The sequence below is a fragment of the Ruegeria sp. CJ3 genome (genome assembly GCF_056536725.1).
Genome location: NZ_JBQFQE010000001.1, coordinates 290,243 through 307,342, shown reverse-complemented (window position 1 = coordinate 307,342; position 17,100 = coordinate 290,243). Strand labels below are relative to the sequence as shown.

Annotated in this window: 13 protein-coding genes; 8 read left to right on the top strand and 5 right to left on the bottom strand. The window is 61.3% G+C overall.

Going from position 1 to position 17,100, the window contains the following annotated elements; translation table 11 throughout:
- Complete coding sequence (locus ACR0J1_RS01505) at nt 1-3,141, top strand: efflux RND transporter permease subunit (RefSeq protein ID WP_480729961.1); 3,141 nt, start codon at nt 1-3, stop codon at nt 3,139-3,141.
- Nucleotides 3,142-3,174: 33 nt separating this feature from the next.
- On the opposite strand, the gene glpD is transcribed toward ACR0J1_RS01505, so the two are convergent.
- On the bottom strand, nt 3,175-4,791 hold the full coding sequence (gene glpD, locus ACR0J1_RS01500; protein WP_480729963.1) for a glycerol-3-phosphate dehydrogenase: 1,617 nt from the start codon (nt 4,789-4,791) through the stop codon (nt 3,175-3,177).
- 155 nt (nt 4,792-4,946) lie between these two features.
- On the opposite strand from glpD, the gene ACR0J1_RS01495 reads away from it, so the two are divergent.
- Genes ACR0J1_RS01495 through ACR0J1_RS01480 form a run of 4 tightly spaced genes read left to right on the top strand, consistent with a single transcriptional unit; the run spans nt 4,947 to nt 8,885 of the window.
- Entirely contained in the window at nt 4,947-5,738 is a 792-nt protein-coding gene (locus ACR0J1_RS01495) for a DeoR/GlpR family DNA-binding transcription regulator (RefSeq protein ID WP_480729965.1), read from the top strand.
- Between the two features lie 55 nt (nt 5,739-5,793).
- Nucleotides 5,794-6,156, top strand: coding sequence for a DUF3302 domain-containing protein (locus ACR0J1_RS01490; protein ID WP_480729966.1), 363 nt, complete (start codon nt 5,794-5,796; stop codon nt 6,154-6,156).
- 21 nt (nt 6,157-6,177) lie between these two features.
- Nucleotides 6,178-7,323 (top strand): HlyD family secretion protein, encoded by a 1,146-nt coding sequence (locus ACR0J1_RS01485; protein ID WP_480729968.1) that lies wholly within the window; start codon nt 6,178-6,180, stop codon nt 7,321-7,323.
- Nucleotides 7,324-7,334: 11 nt separating this feature from the next.
- Nucleotides 7,335-8,885, top strand: coding sequence for an efflux transporter outer membrane subunit (locus ACR0J1_RS01480; protein WP_480729970.1), 1,551 nt, complete (start codon nt 7,335-7,337; stop codon nt 8,883-8,885).
- Nucleotides 8,886-8,888: 3 nt separating this feature from the next.
- Here ACR0J1_RS01480 and mprF read toward each other — a convergent pair whose 3' ends face one another.
- Complete coding sequence (mprF, locus tag ACR0J1_RS01475) at nt 8,889-11,495, bottom strand: bifunctional lysylphosphatidylglycerol flippase/synthetase MprF (protein ID WP_480729972.1); 2,607 nt, start codon at nt 11,493-11,495, stop codon at nt 8,889-8,891.
- 90 nt (nt 11,496-11,585) lie between these two features.
- Nucleotides 11,586-12,014, bottom strand: coding sequence for an Lrp/AsnC family transcriptional regulator (locus ACR0J1_RS01470; protein WP_480528855.1), 429 nt, complete (start codon nt 12,012-12,014; stop codon nt 11,586-11,588).
- 86 nt (nt 12,015-12,100) lie between these two features.
- Between ACR0J1_RS01470 and rocF the strand changes: the two genes are divergently transcribed.
- The 3 genes from rocF to xth all read left to right on the top strand — a co-directional run bounded on the left by rocF (nt 12,101) and on the right by xth (nt 15,147).
- Nucleotides 12,101-13,021: an arginase gene (gene rocF, locus ACR0J1_RS01465; protein ID WP_480729974.1), complete on the top strand. Its 921-nt coding sequence runs from the start codon at nt 12,101-12,103 to the stop codon at nt 13,019-13,021.
- Nucleotides 13,022-14,065 carry an ornithine cyclodeaminase gene (locus tag ACR0J1_RS01460; RefSeq protein WP_480729976.1) on the top strand — a complete coding sequence of 348 codons (1,044 nt, stop codon included), beginning with the start codon at nt 13,022-13,024 and terminating at the stop codon, nt 14,063-14,065.
- Nucleotides 14,066-14,367: 302 nt separating this feature from the next.
- Nucleotides 14,368-15,147, top strand: a complete 780-nt coding sequence (xth, locus tag ACR0J1_RS01455; protein WP_480729977.1) for an exodeoxyribonuclease III — start codon at nt 14,368-14,370, stop codon at nt 15,145-15,147.
- Nucleotides 15,148-15,151: 4 nt separating this feature from the next.
- Here the strand turns inward: xth and ACR0J1_RS01450 are convergent, their stop codons facing one another.
- Nucleotides 15,152-16,303: an FAD-dependent monooxygenase gene (locus ACR0J1_RS01450; RefSeq protein WP_480729979.1), complete on the bottom strand. Its 1,152-nt coding sequence runs from the start codon at nt 16,301-16,303 to the stop codon at nt 15,152-15,154.
- Nucleotides 16,304-16,374: 71 nt separating this feature from the next.
- Nucleotides 16,375-16,797 carry an RNA polymerase-binding protein DksA gene (gene dksA, locus ACR0J1_RS01445; protein ID WP_480729980.1) on the bottom strand — a complete coding sequence of 141 codons (423 nt, stop codon included), beginning with the start codon at nt 16,795-16,797 and terminating at the stop codon, nt 16,375-16,377.
- Between the last annotated feature and the right edge of the window lie 303 nt (nt 16,798-17,100).

Here is a 17,100-nt window from a genome sequence, read left to right as displayed (position 1 = left end):
ATGTTCTCAGCCCTGTTCATCAGCCGGCCCAAGCTGGCGCTTGTCATTTCGCTGGTCCTGACCATTCTCGGCGGGATCGGCTATATGGTTCTGCCCGTGGCGCAGTTCCCCGACATCACACCTCCGGTCGTCAGCGTCACCGCGACCTATACCGGCGCGAACGCAGAAACGGTTGAAAACACCGTTGCCGCGCCGATCGAGGCGCAGGTCAACGGTGTGGACGACATGATCTACATGACGTCGACCTCATCCGATAACGGATCCTATTCGCTGAACGTCACGTTTCAGGTGGGCACCGACCCCGATATCGCCTCAGTCAACGTGCAGAACCGGGTGGCGCAGGCCATGTCCTCGCTGCCGTCCGAGGTGACGTCTTCGGGCGTGGTTACTCAGAAATCTTCGACCAACATGCTGTTGCTGGTCACGCTGACCTCGCCGAATGAGACTTATGACAGCGTGTTTTTGTCGAACTATGCTTCGATCAACCTCAAGGACGCGCTGGCGCGGGTTCAGGGCGTGGGCAAGGCGGATGTTCTGACCAATCTGGAATACGCCATGCGTATCTGGATGGACCCCGACAAGATGGCGGCACTGGCGATGACGCCCGGAGATGTCATCAACGCGATCCGCGAGCAGAATATTGAGGTTTCGGCCGGGTCCATCGGTGCGCCCCCGGTGCCCGAGGGGCAGACGTTTCAATACACGATCAAGACCAAGGGCCGTCTGACCTCGGCGGCGGAATTCGGTGACATCGTGATCCGCACCGGCGATGCTGGCGCGATTGTGCGTGTCAAAGACATCGCGCGGGTCGAACTGGGCGCGCAGTTCTATGCGGCGTCGGGCTTTTTCGAAAGCGTCCCCGCAACCGTGATCGGCATCTATCAGGCCCCCGGCGCAAACGCGCTGGCAGTGTCGGAACGGGTTCAGGCCGAGTTGGAGCGTCTGTCGCGATCCTTCCCCACCGATGTCGAATACGCCGTTCCCTTCAACACCACAGACTTCGTGGAACAGTCGCTGAACGACGTCGTCTCGACCCTGATGCTGACCTTCGTGCTGGTGATTTCGGTCGTGTTCATCTTCCTCGGCAGTTGGCGCGCGACGATCATTCCAGCGGTGGCGATCCCCGTGTCCCTGATCGGGACATTTGCCTTTCTGCTGGCCTTTGGCATGTCGCTCAACACGATCTCGCTGTTCGCGCTGGTGCTGGCCATCGGCATCGTGGTGGATGACGCCATCGTTGTGGTTGAAAACGTCGAACGCATCATCGCGGATGAGGGCCTGCCCCCCGCCGAGGCAACCCGTAAGGCGATGGGCCAGATCACCGGGCCAGTGATTGCCACCACGCTGGTTCTGCTGGCGGTGTTCGTACCGGTGACCTTCATGCCCGGCATCTCGGGGCGGCTGTATTCGCAGTTCGCGGTGACGATCTCGACCGCTGTGGTGATTTCGTCAATCAACGCGCTGACGCTGTCCCCGGCCTTGTGCGGGCTGGTGCTGCGGGCGCGGTCCGGCCCGCCCAAAGGGCTGCTGGCGGTGTTCGAAGGCTTCATCGGCTCGATGCGCAATGGTTATACCGCGATTGTGCGCAAGCTGCTGATCCTGCCGGTCATTTCACTGGGCATCATCGCGGCCTTTGCGACGGGGGCCGGGACGATCATGGGCAACACGTCCAAGGGGTTCATCCCGCTTGAGGATAACGGTTACCTGTTCGTTGACATCCAGCTGCCCGACGCGGCCACGCTGGAACGGACCGAAACCGTGACCGCCCGCGTCGATGCGCAGATTCAGGAAATCCCCGGCGTGGCCAGCACGGTTCTGGTTAATGGGTTCTCGCTGCTGAACGGGACCACGACCAACGGTGCGGCGATCTTCGTCAACCTCACCAACTGGGAGGAACGGCAGGAACCCGAGCTGAGCGCCGATGCCATTCTGGGTCAGGTGCTGGCCATCGCCAACGGCGAATCCGCAGCCTCGATCGTGGCCTTCAACCCGCCGCCCATTCAGGGCCTCGGCATGTCTGCCGGGGTTGAGATGGAAGTGCAGCAGACCGGTGGTGGCTCACCGCAGGATCTGGCGGCGGCGGTTGGTTCTTACGTCTATGCGGCCAACCAGCGGCCCGAGATTGCGCAGGCCTATACCACTTTCCGCGCAAACGTGCCGCAGCTGTTCGTTGATCTGGACCGGGAAAAGGCCAAGACCCTGCAGGTCTCGGTCGCCGAGATTTTCCAGACCATGCAAGCTCAGCTCGGGTCCTATTACGTGAATGACTTCAACCTCTTTGGCCGGGTCTATCGCGTAATGATTCAGGCCGAAGGGTCCTACCGGAACAAGGTCGAGGATATCTCGGACCTCTATGTCCGTTCGACCAAGGGCGAGATGGTGCCTCTGGGCACGCTGATCGATGTAGAGAACGTGCTGGGGCCGGTTCTGTTGAAACGACACAACCTATTCCGGTCAGCCACGGTGACAGCGGTGCCTGCGCCAGGTCTGTCCACCGGTGACGCCATCAATGTCATGACCGAGGAATCAGCAACCGCCCTGCCCCCCGGCTATGCGTTCGAATGGACCGGTACCGCGCAGCAACAGCTGGCCTCGGGCGGGCTGGTGGTCGTGATCCTGGGGCTGGCGATCCTATTCGGCTATCTGTTCCTTGTGGGGCAATACGAAAGCTGGTCGATGCCCGTGTCGATCCTGCTGTCCGTGGTCGTGGCGCTGTTTGGCGCGGTGGCGGCGGTGGCCATCGTGGGCAGCGACATCAACCTCTATACGCAGATCGGGATGATCATGCTTGTGGGGCTTGCCTCGAAAAACGGCATCCTGATCGTCGAATTCGCGATGGAGCAGCGCGCCAAGGGCCTGTCGATCAAGGAAGCCGCTGCCGAGGCCGCGCATCAGCGGTTCCGGGCGGTGATGATGACCGCCCTGTCCTTCCTGCTGGGCGTTGTGCCACTGCTGGCCGCAAACGGTGCGGGGGCTGCCAGCCAGAAGGCTATTGGTGTCGCCGTCTTTGGCGGGATGCTGGCCGCAACGCTGTTCGGTGTCATTCTGGTGCCGGTCCTCTACGCGGTCATGCAGGGGCTGCGCGAGAGGATAAAGGGCGGCAAGGACGATCCCGAGCCCTCTGCTGAGGAAGCGGCATAAGAAATCAAGCAAAACGCCCCCTCGCGGGGCGTTTTACCTTTGGATAGTGCCCGAGACGCGGTCGGCCATCCACCCATCGATCCGCTCGATCTGCTCGGGGCTCAGCCGCAAACCCAGCCGGTTGCGCCGCCAGACAACATCCTCGGCGGTGCGGGCGTATTCCTTGTCCATCAGCCAAGTCAGCTCAGCTGCGGTCAGGGTCGCCCCGAAATCCTCGCCCAAATCCCCGGCGGCGGCAGCATCGCCCAGAATATCCCGCGCCTCGGTCCCATAGGCGCGCACCAGACGGCGCGCCCAGGCCGCATCCAAAAAGGCATAGCCCGCGCGCAGGTCACGCACCAGGTCGTCAAACCCATCGACAGGGAAATCTCCGCCCGGTAGAGGAACCCCCGCCGTCCACGGCCCCGGCAGGTTTGGGAAGTGCTCGGCCACCTTATCCAGCGCGCTTTCAGCCAGACGGCGATAGGTGGTGATCTTGCCGCCAAAGACGTTCAGTACCGGCGCGCCCTCGGCATCGACCCGAAGCGTATAGTCCCGTGTTGCCGCTGTGGCGCTGCTGGCCCCGTCGTCATAAAGCGGCCGCACGCCGGAATAGGTCCAGACGATATCGTCCCGCGTGACCGGCTGCGCGAAATACTTCGAGGCGAAATTGCACAGATAGTCCTGTTCAGCCTCGGTGCAGACGGGCGGTTCCGACGGGTCCGCGTGATCCTGATCGGTGGTGCCGATCAGGGTGAAATCCTGCTCATAGGGAATGGCAAAGATGATCCGCCCATCCTCGCCCTGAAAGAAGTAGCACTTGTCGTGGTCGTACAGCTTGCGCGTCACGATATGGCTACCGCGCACCAGACGGACCCCTTCGCGCGTGTTGGTGTGGATTTTGGTGTGGATGATATCGCCGACCCATGGTCCACCCGCATTGATCAGCATCCGCGCATGAATGACGCGGGTCCCTTCGTCATCGCGGATTGTAACGTGCCACAGATCGCCGCTGCGCTTCGCGGACACGACCTGTGTCCGGGTCAGGATCGTCGCACCGCGCGCCTCGGCGTCGCGGGCGTTGAGGATCACCAGCCGCGAATCCTCGACCCAGCAATCCGAATACTCATAGGCCGTTTCGAACTTGCCCTGCAGCAGCCCGCCCTCGGGCGCATCGGTCAAATTCAAAGACCGCGTTCCCGGCAGGATCTTACGCCCGCCCATGTGGTCGTACAGAAACAACCCCAACCGGATCAGCCAGGCCGGACGCCGCCCCTTCATCCACGGCATCACCACCCCCAACAGCCGCGAGGTCGGTGTTTCGGTATCGAACCGCATGTCCCGGTGATAGGGCAGTACGAACCGCATCGGCCAACTGATATGAGGCATGGCGCGCAGCAGGGTCTCACGCTCGATCAGGGCCTCGCGGACCAGACGGAATTCAAAGAATTCCAGATACCGCAAACCGCCGTGAAACAGCTTGGTCGAGGCCGAGGACGTGGCCGAGGCCAGATCGTTCATCTCGGCCAGCGTGACCGAAAGACCGCGGCCTGCGGCGTCACGGGCGATACCGCATCCGTTGATGCCGCCTCCGATCACGAAGAGGTCGGTAATCTGGCTGTCCTGAGGCTGCATATCCGGTCGATTCCCTGATTGGGTGGTCGTCCGCATTAACCGTATCATGGTTCGGATCGTCAATGCATATCTTCGTCAAAGTTCGTTTTGGCGCTTTTATCGTGATAAAACGAGCCGTATTGCCATTTATCCTTGCCTTACCCTTTAAAAAGAACAAAAACGAAATCACTTATCCCACCCCGGAGCCCGCTATGTCATTGTCCTTTCGCCAATCGGACATCCTTGAGATCGCAAAAACCGAAGGCCGTGTGGCCGTCGACGATCTGGCCGACCGCTTTAACGTCACGGTCCAGACCATCCGCCGCGACCTGTCCGATTTGTCGGATGCCGGCAAACTGGACCGGGTGCATGGCGGCGCGGTGCTGCGGTCAGGTGTGTCAAATATCGGCTACGAAGACCGCCGTGCCCTGCACGAAGACGCCAAGACCCGCATCGCCGAACGCTGCGCCCGCGACATCCCCGAGGGCAGCTCGGTCTTCCTGAACATCGGCACCTCGACCGAAGCCGTTGCCGCGCAGTTGCTGGCCTACAAGAACCTGATGGTGGTGACCAACAACATGAACGTTGCCAACATTCTGGTGGCCAACCCCGAGTGCGAGATCGTGGTGGCGGGTGGTGTCCTACGCCGCTCGGACGGGGGGCTGGTGGGCAACCTGACCGTCTCGACCATCCGGCAGTTTAAGTTTGACGTGGCCGTCATCGGGTGTTCAGCACTGGATGCCGATGGCGATCTGCTGGATTTTGACCTGCAGGAAGTGCTGGTCAGCCAGACCATCATCGCGCAGGCACGGCAGACCTTTCTGGTGGCTGACCAGTCCAAATTTCATCGCTCGGCCCCGGCGCGTATCACCTCGCTGGCTGACATTGATACGATCTATACCGACGCCCCCTTGCCCGGCGACCTGCCGCAGGCCTGCCGCGATTGGCAGACTCGGGTGGCAATAAGCGCCCTTTCTGACCACAACCCGCCACAAACCGATTGACGATTTACCCCCCTCGCCCGAGGATAGGACAACCTTCCCGACACGAGGCGCGAGCATGGGACTTTTGGGGCAACCACTAGGCTACTACGACTACCTGACGTTTGTGGCGCTGATTCTTCTGCTGGCTGCGGTGATGGCGCTGTTTCTGTTCCTGATGGGCCTGCCCGGGCGCATCGCCATCAAGCGCAACCACCCCCATGCCGAGGCTGTCAAGATCATGGGCTGGATGGGGTTTCTGGCTATCGTCCCATGGGTCCACGCCTTTATCTGGGCCTTCCATGACGGCGTCACCGTCGACATGCGCCGCGGACCGGACGAAGAGCGCAAAGCCATCCGGGATGAGATCAAGCGGCTGGGCGGGACGGTCAAACCGGAATACCAGGACCCGCTGGACACCGACGAAACCCAAAAGAGCTAAGGCCAGAGGAAATCAGTACCAATGTTCGTCGCCCTCGGCATCACGCTGTTTTACATCATTTTCGTATGGTTCGTGTTCTTCAAGGCCCAATGGCTGAAGTTCAACATTATGTGGGGCATCGTCTCGTTCTGGGTCGGGGCGCATCTGCTGCTGATCTTTCTTGTGGCGCTGCGGTTCTTTCAGCCCTTCTCGATCGACGGCCATGTGGTGCGCTCGACCATCCAGATCCTGCCGCGGCTGACCCAGCCCACGCTGCTGACCGAGGTACTGGTCGAGCCGAACACATGGGTCACAAAGGGTGAGCCGCTGTATCGCTTTGACGACACCGTGTTTTCGCTGGCCGTCGACAAGGCCAACGCGCAGTTGGTTGCGGCACAGCAGAATGCCAAGATTCTGGAACAGGACGTCATCGCCGCGACCGAGGCCATCGAGCGCGCAAATGCCAAGCTGGCCTATGCCCTGACCGAGCAGGCGCGGTATGAAAACCTTGTCCCCGCCGGAGGGGCGCGACAGGACGAACTGGATCGCTGGAACGAACAGGTGGCCGAGGATCAGGCGCTGGTGAACGAGGCCGAGGCCAATCTCGAGAAAGCCAAGCTGGCGCAGTCCTCGCAGATCGACGGCGTGAACACCGGCATCCTGCAGGCCGAGGCGCAATTGGCCGAGGCCGAGTACTTCCTGAACAACACCACGATCTACGCCCCCGAGAACGGCATGATCGTGTCGCAACAGGCTCGCCCCGGTCTGGTGGTCGGCGATCTGCGGCTGGGAGCCATCGCCAGTTTCGTGACCGAGGACAGCCCCTATATCCTCGCCACCTTCCGCCAGCAGAACCTGAAATTCGTCGAGGTCGGGCAGCCGGTCGAGGTCGCGCTGGATCTCTATCCCGGCGAGATTCTGACCGGCAAGGTCGAGGCGATCTGGTGGGCCACCCGTCAGGGTCAGTATCTGCCCTCGGGCCGCCTGCCCGGTTTCGAATTGCCCAAACTGCCCGGTCGCATTGCGGTGCAAATCTCGGTCGATGTGCCCGAGGGTCATACCTTCCCCGCCGGCGGTCACGGGGCGGTGGCAATCTATACCGGCATGGGCCAGAGTTTCGAGTTTCTGAGGCGCATCAACATCCGCCTCTATTCCTTTGCCAACTTCATCCGACCGCTGGATATCTGAGGATGCGCGCCATGACACTCCGCCGGTTGTTAGGCACCGCCCTCTGCGCCGCCACCCTTGCGGCCTGTACGCCGGTCGGGCCTGATTTCGTGCGCCCGAACTCTCCGGTCGTGAAACAATGGATCGAGGTAAACAGCCCCAGCGCCGGTCAAAGCGGCCTGACCTCGCGCAGCGCGCCCGTCGTGCGCTGGTGGGAGACGTTCAACGACCCCACCCTGAACAAGCTGATCGCCGAGGCCTATGCCCAGAACCTGACCCTGCAGGTCGCCGGGGCCCGCGTACTGCAGGCCCGCGCGCAGCTTGGCATCGCTTTCGGAGAGCTCTACCCCCAATCACAAGCAGTCGGAGGGTCGCTGCAGCGCCGCCAGATCAGCGACAATCTGGGGCCCATCGCGGATATCCGGCGCATCGTGCCGCTGGACACTGAATTCTCGACCTCGCAGGTTGGTTTCGATGCCCAGTGGGAGCTGGATGTTTGGGGCGCCCAACGGCGTGGCGTGCAGGCGGCGCGGTCCAATCTGGCGCTGCAGGTGGCCAACTACGACGACGCGCTTGTGACGCTGACCGGCGATGTGGCGGCGCTTTATATCAACATCCGCTCCTTGCAAGAGGCCTTGGCCGTCGCACGTGAGAATATCGAGATCCAGCAGGTCTCGGCGGATCTGACGCAGTTGCGGTTCGACAATGGCGTGACCACCGAACTGGACGTGCAGGAATCCACGGCGCTGCTGAACAACACCAAGGCGCTGGTGCCGCAGTTGGAAAGCGACCTGCAACAAGCCAAAAACGCGCTGGCGGTGTTGCTGGGGAAAACCCCATCGCAAATGGCGGGCTTGCTGGGTAATTCAGGTCGCATCCCTTCGGCGCGTTCCAACGTCGCTGTGGGCGTCCCCGCCGAACTGCTGCGCCGCCGCCCCGACGTGCGCGCCGCCGAACTGGCCGCCGCGACGCAATCGGCGCAGGTGGGCATTGCGCTGGCTGATCTGTATCCCCAATTCATCCTGTCGGGCTCGATCGGACTGCAGGCCTCAGGCGGGCGCGATCTGTTCAGCACCAACAGCGCGACGGGTCTGGCCAATGCAGGCGTGGTCTGGAACGTGTTGAACTATGGCCGCATCAAGAACAACGTGCGCGCGCAGGACGCCGCTTATCAGGCGCTGATCGCAAATTATCGGAACACCGTTCTGACCGCCTATTCCGAGGTTGAAAGCGCCATGGTCGCGTACACCGAGGCGCGCAAACAAGTCACCTTCTACCAACGCAGCGTCGAGGCCTCGCGCAAGGCCGCCGATATCGCGGTCGACCAGTACCGCGACGGCATCGCCAGCTATTCGCGTATCCTGAACACGCAGACCGCTTTGCTGCGTTCGCAGGCCAATCTGATCGAAGCGCGGCAGGAGGTCTCGTCCAATCTGGTCGCGATCTACAAAGGTCTGGGCGGCGGCTGGCAGATTCGCCAAAATCAGGAATTCCTGCCCGAAACGGTGCTGGCCGAGATGGCCTACCGTACCGATTGGGGCGATCTGCTTGAGAAAACACCAACCGGTGTCAGCCTGAACTAACCACTACTTCGTCAGCCCGCGCAAGCCGCCCGAGATCAGGATATTCACCTCGTAGAGAATACGCGGCGCCGCCAACCCGCCGGGGCTGGCGAGGTAGTTCGGGCTCCATTCTGGGTCGAACTTCTGCTTGAAACTGCGCAGACCCTCGAAGTGGTAAAACTGCTCGCCATGCTCATAGACGAACCCGCCGATACGATTCCACAGTGAGGCCAGTTGTCGGTTTTCGATCCCGGAGAACGGCGCGGCGCCCAGCGAAAACCAGTGGAACCCCTGTTCTGCCCCCCAAGACATCATCTCGGCAAACAGCGCATCCATGACAAAGCTGGGGCTGTCGGGCTCATAGCGCATCAGGTCCAGCGACAGCTCAGATTTGTGGCCGCCTTGAAACAGGTTCGCGAAAGCCATGATCTTGCCGGTCTCGTCCCGCAGAACGGCGTGGTCGAAATAAGACAGGTACTTTTCGTCAAAGCCGCCCAGAGCGAAACCTTTCTCCTCGCCCGCCTTCTTGGCCAGCCAGTCGTCCGAGATTTTGCGCAACTCGGGCAAGACCGGTGCCAGTTCCTCTTTGGGAATGATCTCGAACACATAGCCCTCACGCTCGGCCCGGTTCTTGGCCTGCCGGAACCGTTTGCGCGGCTTGCCGTCCAGCGAGAAATCGGTCAGCGGCACCCGCGCGACCTCACCGATTTTCAGGATCGACAGGCCGAGGTCCAGAAACGTCGGCAGGTATTTGGTGGACACGCTATAGAACGCGCACAGCTTGCCTTCGCGATCCGCCATTTCGCGCAGTTGCCAGATCAACTGCTGGCCTGCTGTCTCGTCCCCCACCGGCTCCCCCTTCGTGATCAGGGCATTGCCCGTATCGGCATAGGCCAGAAAGGCGGTTTCATCGTCCGAGATCAGGAATTGCTTGTCGCCAGTCAGCGAGATTTGGGATTCGGTGTCCTCGCATTCCATCACCAGCCGCTCGACCACTTCGGGGATTTCGGTGCGGGTCGGGGTCGGTATCTCGCGGCCAAACAGCGAGTTCACGGCTACCACGCCAAGGATCACCGCCACCACGAGGCTGGAGCGCAGGAAACGTGATGCATCGCCATTCCACGCGAATTCCCACCACAGCGCGTTTTGGTATTCGACATGGGAATAGGCAAACAGCCCGACCCAGAAGATCACCAGCAGCAGCGCCATCACGCTGACCAGCCATGGAATGTTTAACCGGAAAATCGACGCGCCGCTGACACGGTAGAACGCGCCCCGGAACATCGCCAACAGAGCAATCGTGCCCAGCAGCGAGACGGCCTCATGCGTATCCAACCCCTTGGCCAGCGATGCAAAGAATCCCGCAACCATCAGCAGCATCGCCACAACCCACGCGCGGTAGAGCTTCCGGAACAGCCCCCGCGACACCAACAGCAGGAGCACACCCACAGCGCTGCCCGCCAGATGCGAGGCTTCGACAAAAGACAGCGGCAGCACCTCGCGCAAGACGCTCAGGTTCTGCGACCCGGCAGGCAGCGCCCCCGAGACCAGCAGGATCACCCCTGCCACCGCCGCAACCCCTGCAGCGACCATTGGCACGATGGGGCGGATGGCGCGGTAGACCCATGTCGCCGCGCCGCCAATCTTGTGCCGCTGTGTCAGCACCGAAGCCCCGGCGATGGACAGGCTGGCAATGCCAAACGGGCAGAACGTGTAGACGATGCGATAAAGCAGCAGCGCAGCAATTACATCCGAACGCCCCGAAGCTCCGAGACCAGCGATCAACGTCGCCTCGAACACCCCGATCCCACCCGGCGCGTGGCTAAGGATACCGACCGCAATCGCCGCAATGTAGATGGTGAAAAAATAGGGAAACCCGACGCCCAGATCGTCCGGCATCAGCACGTACAGCGCCATGGATGCGCCAAACAGGTCCCCGACCGCAGCGACCGTCAGCAGGCTGGCAAGCTTGCCGCCCGGAAGGTTGAAACCAAAGCCGCCATAGCCCAGCCGTCGCCCTCCGCTGGACAACCAGATGAACAGCGCGGCAAGGCCCGCAAGCAGGCAAAGGCCGATCACCGTTTCAGTGGTCTCACCAATGGGCAGCACCTGCGAGACACCATCGGGATGCAAGGTCAGCAGGATGCCCAGCAGTAAGATCAGCCCCATCCAAAACGCCACCCACGAGGTCGCGATCACCCCGGCTACACGCCCCAAATCCAGCCCCAGAGACGCATAGATGCGATAGCGGATTGCGGTGCCGGTGATGTAGGAAAAACCAAGACAGTTCGAAACCGCATAGCCACTGGCCCCCGCCATACCCGCGATGGGCAGCGGAACCTTGCCGTCAGCGACGCTCTGAACGGCAAGAACATCGTAGAAGGACAGCGATAAAAAGCTGACCGCGGTCCAGCACAGCGCAAAGAACATCACCTTCCACGAAGTGGCGGAAATGTCGGTCTTCACGTCCGCCCACTTCACATGCGCCGACAGATCATGCAGTACAAACAGCGCAATAAACGTGATCAGAACTGGCACCGCTACCCGGACCAGAGGCTTTTCCAGCAGTCCAGTCACGCGCACGGCCAGCTTTTCGACCCGCGACTCGTCGTTTGTCGCCTCTGAAGTCATTGTGAATTGTCCCTGCCCTGCTGCCTGCTCCGGCGTCAGATCAAAGCTTTGCACATATTTGCAAGCGATCAAAGCATGTTGCGTCCGGTCTTAGGTCCGGCCCTTGCGCGTTGACAGCAGCAAATTGGTCTCGGACCGGGTGACCCCCTCGAGCCGGCGGATGTTGAACAGGACCGTGTCGAACTCAGCCAGCGTATCGGTCCCGATCTCGACGATCAAATCCCAGCTGCCGTTGGTGGAATGCACGGCGCCGACCTCGGGCATGGCGGCGATGCGGGACCTGATCCGTTCGGTCCCGCGCCCTTCGATCTCAAGCATCATCAGCCCACGCACCGGGCTTTCCGACACCCCCTGCCGGGTCACGACCGTGAACCCCACGATCTCGCCCGATTGCTTGAGGCGCTGCAGCCGGCTGCGCACCGTGGTTCTGGTAACACCCAGCAGTTCCGCCAGCTCTGACAACGAGGCGCGGGCGTCACGGTGAAGCGCGTTCAGAAGACGGCTGTCCAATTCGTCCATAGATGATCACCAAATCGAATTTCCATAGTCCAGTTTGATCATTTTGGCCTCTTCTCTCAACCCATATCGCGTCCTTATACACACGCATGGACAAAAAATCTCTCATTCTGGCCGGTGTCCCGATGGATTCCGGCAAACGCCGTCAGGGCTGCCGTATGGGGCCCGACGGCTATCGCGTGGCCGGTCTTGCCGAGGCTCTGACCGATCTTGGACATAGCGTTACGGATATCGGCAACGTCCAGCCAGATAAGGTCGACATGGCCGAAGATGCGCACCTGTTTGCCCTGCCCGAATGCGTGGGCTGGACCAGCGCGCTTAGCCGGACGGCGCAAGAGATCGCGCATCAGGGCCTGCCGATCTTCATGGGTGGCGACCACGCGCTGGCCATGGGCACCGTTTCGGGCATGGCCGCCCATGCGCAAAGCGTCGGACGGCCCCTATTTGTCCTGTGGCTGGACGCGCACAGCGATTTCCACACCCCCGCCAGCACCGACAGCGGCAACCTGCACGGCACGCCCGTCGCTTATGTCACCGGTCGCGCGGGCTTTGAGGCGTTCCCCCCCCTCGCCGCGCCGGTCCCCACGGATCGCGTCGGCATGATTGGCCTGCGCTCGGTCGACCCCGCCGAACGCGCCGCGTTAGAAAAAGACAAGGCCATGCTGGCCGACATGCGCAGCATTGACGAACACGGCATCAAGGCCCCGCTGATGGCCTTCCTCGACAAGGTGCGCGCGGCGGACGGGCTTTTGCATGTCTCGCTGGATGTCGACTTCCTCGACCCCTCAATTGCCCCGGCGGTCGGCACCACCGTCCCCGGCGGTGCGACCGAGCGCGAAGCGCATCTGGTCATGGAACTGCTGCATGAAAGCGGCCTCGTCAGCTCGCTGGATCTGGTCGAGCTGAACCCGTTCCTGGACGAACGTGGCCGAACCGCAAAACTGATGGTCGATCTGGCCGCCTCGCTGTTGGGGCGCCGCATCTTCGACCGCCCGACCCGGAGCTTCTAGATGACACAACCTTCTGACAAGGCACTCGTGCCCTTCGTATCCGTCGACAACATGATGCGTCTGATCCACCATATCGGGGTCGAGCAGATGATCACCCAGATCGCCGCACAGATCGAATCCGATTTCAAACGGTGGGAGAGCTTTGACAAAACGCCCCGCATCCCGGCCCACTCGCCCCATGGCGTCATCGAACTGATGCCCACCTCGGACGGCGAGGCTTACGGATTCAAATACGTCAACGGCCACCCCAAAAACACGTCCGAGGGCCTGCAGACCGTCACCGCCTTCGGTCTTCTGGCCGATGTCTATACCGGATACCCCACCCTGCTGACCGAGATGACCATGCTGACCGCGCTGCGCACGGCGGCAACCTCGGCGCTTGTGGGCAAATATCTGGCGCCGAAATCGGCGACCGTGATGGCCATGATCGGAAACGGCGCACAGTCCGAATTCCAGTGCCTTGCGTTCAAGGCCCTGTGCGGCATCGACACCGTTCGCCTGTATGACACCGACCCCAATGCCACGGCCAAATGCGCGGCCAACCTGCAGGGTAAAGGGCTGACGGTGATCCCCTGCAAAACGCCCGAAGATGCTATCGAAGGCGCGCAGATCATCACCACCTGCACCGCGGACAAGAAATACGCCACCATCCTGACGGACAACATGGTCGGCCCCGGTGTTCACATCAACGCCATCGGCGGCGACTGCCCGGGCAAGACCGAACTGCATCGGGACATCCTGCTGCGGTCAAATATCTTCGTGGAATACCCCGAGCAAACCCGGATCGAAGGCGAGATTCAGGCGCTTGACGCCGACCACCCGGTCACCGAAATCTGGCAGGTCATGACCGGTCAGGTCCAGGGCCGTACGGATGACCGCCAGATCACCCTGTTCGACAGCGTCGGCTTCGCCATCGAGGATTTCTCGGCACTGCGCTACGTCAAGCGCGCCATCGGCGAGACTGACTTCTTCGAACCTCTGGACATGCTGGCAGACCCGGACGACCCGCGCGACCTGTTTGGCATGTTGATGCGCGCCCAATAATCACGCGTATCGCAGCCGCTGAAAAGGGGGCTCTGCCCCCGTCCAGCCCCATATGGGGCTGGACTCCCCCGGGATATTTATAGCCAGATGAAGATGGGATCCGTTCTGTTACCGGGGCTGAGATGCTCGTCCCTTTCTCAATCCCGCATATGCGAAACCTCCGTTGGGTCCATCAGGATCCAATTCTTCATCTGGCTATAAATATCCCGGAGCGCGACGCAGAGCCTCGCAAACATGCTCTGTATCTTGCCGCCGTGTGTATTCTGGGCGATAGGTGAGCCAAAGGCACCGGAGGAGCGCGCATGAAAATCGCCACGTTCAACATCAACGGCATAAAAGCCCGCGCCGAGGCCTTACCCCGCTGGCTAGATGAAGCGCAGCCCGACATCGTTCTGCTGCAAGAAATCAAATCCATCGATGAGAACTTCCCGCGCGAGATGTTCGAGGACCGCGGGTATCACGTCGAAACCCACGGACAGAAGAGTTTCAACGGTGTGGCGATCCTGTCCAAGCTGCCGCTCGAAGACGTTTCGCGCGGGCTGCCCGGGGATAGCGATGACGTACAGGCGCGCTGGATCGAGGCCACTGTCGTCGGAAAGCAGGCCCTGCGCATCTGCGGTCTGTATCTGCCTAACGGGAATCCTGCACCCGGGCCCAAATATGATTACAAGCTTGCCTGGATGGAGCGGCTATATGATCGGGCCCGCGATCTAATGGCCTCTGAAGAACCTGCGCTGATGGCCGGGGATTACAATATCATCCCGCAAGCCGAGGATGCCAAGCGCCCCGAGGTCTGGCGCGAAGATGCTCTGTTTCGCCCTGAAAGTCGCGCGGCATTTCGCAAAATCCTTAATCTGGGCTTTACCGAGGCCTTCCGTGTCCGCACGCAGGGGGGCGGGCATTATTCATTCTGGGACTATCAGGCCGGTGCTTGGAACCGCAATGACGGCATTCGTATCGACCATTTCCTGCTGACGCCGCAAGCCGCGGACCTGCTGCGCGACTGCCGTATCGACTCGGAGATACGGGGGCATGAAAAACCTTCAGACCACGTGCCAGTCTGGGTCGATCTCGATTTGTAACGCGTCAGGCCGTCGGATCGTAACTGTAGATCCAGTCGTATTTACCAGCCAGACGCGGCCCGATTGCCATCAGCGCGGCTTGCGCCGCCAGCCGCATCGGCCCACCCAAGTGAAAATTCCGAGCATTGGCGGCGGCGGCGGCGACCACCTTCTCCGCCCTTGATCGCCGAGCAGCCTCATATGCTGCTAGGGCCGTGGTTGCGCCGGATTGTTCCTCAAAGGCCCGTCCCAGCACCCAAGCGTCTTCCAATGCGAGGCACCCGCCTTGCGCCATGAAGGGCAGCGTTGGGTGCGCGGCGTCGCCAAGCAGCGCTAGCCGCCCGTTCTGCCAGGTGCGCGCCACCGGGCGGAGAAACAGCGCCCACAGATGGAGCGCCTGCACCTGTGCGAGAATATCGCCGACATCCCCTCCGAAATCCGCAAATCTCTGTTTGAAATCCTGTGGATCGCCCTCGCGCATCCATCCCTCATCGCGCCAGTCCGATCGTTCTTCGACGGCGACGATATTCATCAGGGCATGATCCCTAAGCGGATAGGTCACAACATGGCGCCCCGGTCCCATTGTCAGAACGGCGCGCGGAGCGTCCACCCGGCGGGTCCAAGGGATCGTGGCGCGCCAGGCGACCTGACGCGAGAATTTCGGATCTTCGCGGCCGTTCAGGATCGGGCGGGTGATGCTGCGCCCGCCATCCGCCGCAATGGCACATTCCGCGCTCAGACGTTCGCCAGTATCCAGCACGATCTCGACATCCGACGGGTGCTTACGCACCGCCGTCACCCGCGCCCCCAGACGAATATCAACGCCTGCTTGCAGCGCGGCGCTGTGCAGCAGGTCAATCAGGTCCGCCCGGTGGAAATAATATGTCGGCCCCGCCGATGGCGCGGGCACTTCGCTGATCAGCCGCCCGCGTCGACAGTCTCGCAGCTCGGTTCCATAGGATTTCAGCCCACCGGGGGTCTTTTCTCCGACCACTTTCAGGGCGCGCAGCACGGCCATTCCGTTGGCGCTGATCTGTAGGCCCGCACCTACTTCGGTCAGCTCCGGTGCCTGTTCCAGCAAGGTAACGTGGCCGCCCTTCCGGCTCAGGACCAGTGCCGCAGCCAAGCCACCGATGCCGCCGCCGATGATATGGAATTTCAGACCCTTGATATTCATGCCACCGCCATAACGCAAAAACGCCGGAGTGGAAGACCCCGGCGTTCGATGTTTTCATCAATCTCCAGCGATCAATCGTCGCGGTGAACCTTTTCCCGGCGCTCGTGACGTTCCTGCGCCTCAAGCGTCATGGTCGCGATCGGGCGCGCATCCAGACGTTTCAGCGAGATCGGATCACCGGTTTTTTCGCAGTACCCGTATTCGCCTTCATCGATCCGGCGCAGGGCCGAGTCGATCTTGGCAACCAGCTTGCGCTGGCGATCCCGGGTGCGCAGTTCCAATGCACGGTCAGTCTCCTCGCTGGCGCGATCGGCGACATCCGGAATGTTGCGGGTGTTATCCTGCAGCCCTTCGATCGTGTCGCGGCTGCCTGCCAAAAGTTCGTTCTTCCAATCCAGCAGCTTGCGACGAAAATACTCGAGCTGGTTTTCATTCATAAAAGGCTCATCTTCGGCCGGGCGGTAATCCTCCGGCAGAAAAACTTCCTGCTTCATTTCTGCTCCCTCAGTATGGGCTGAAACGTCGGTTGCATTTGTGTCACCAGACATTCGGCACCCCCTTCTGCCGAGCGTGTATCTGACCAAGCGGGGAATGTCACTATGCAAACTTGTCCCGCCCCGACGGCGCTGCTGCGGCATGTCTAAATATGAGACCACTAACAACAAAACCTAATTTCTTTATGGAATTATGCGGGCTTTTTTCGGGCAGACTTCAACCTTCGGCATAACTCTGCGGCAACGAATCACGCAGGAAGGCGCCGCGGCACGGCAAAGCGCGGGCGTCACGACGCAGCGATC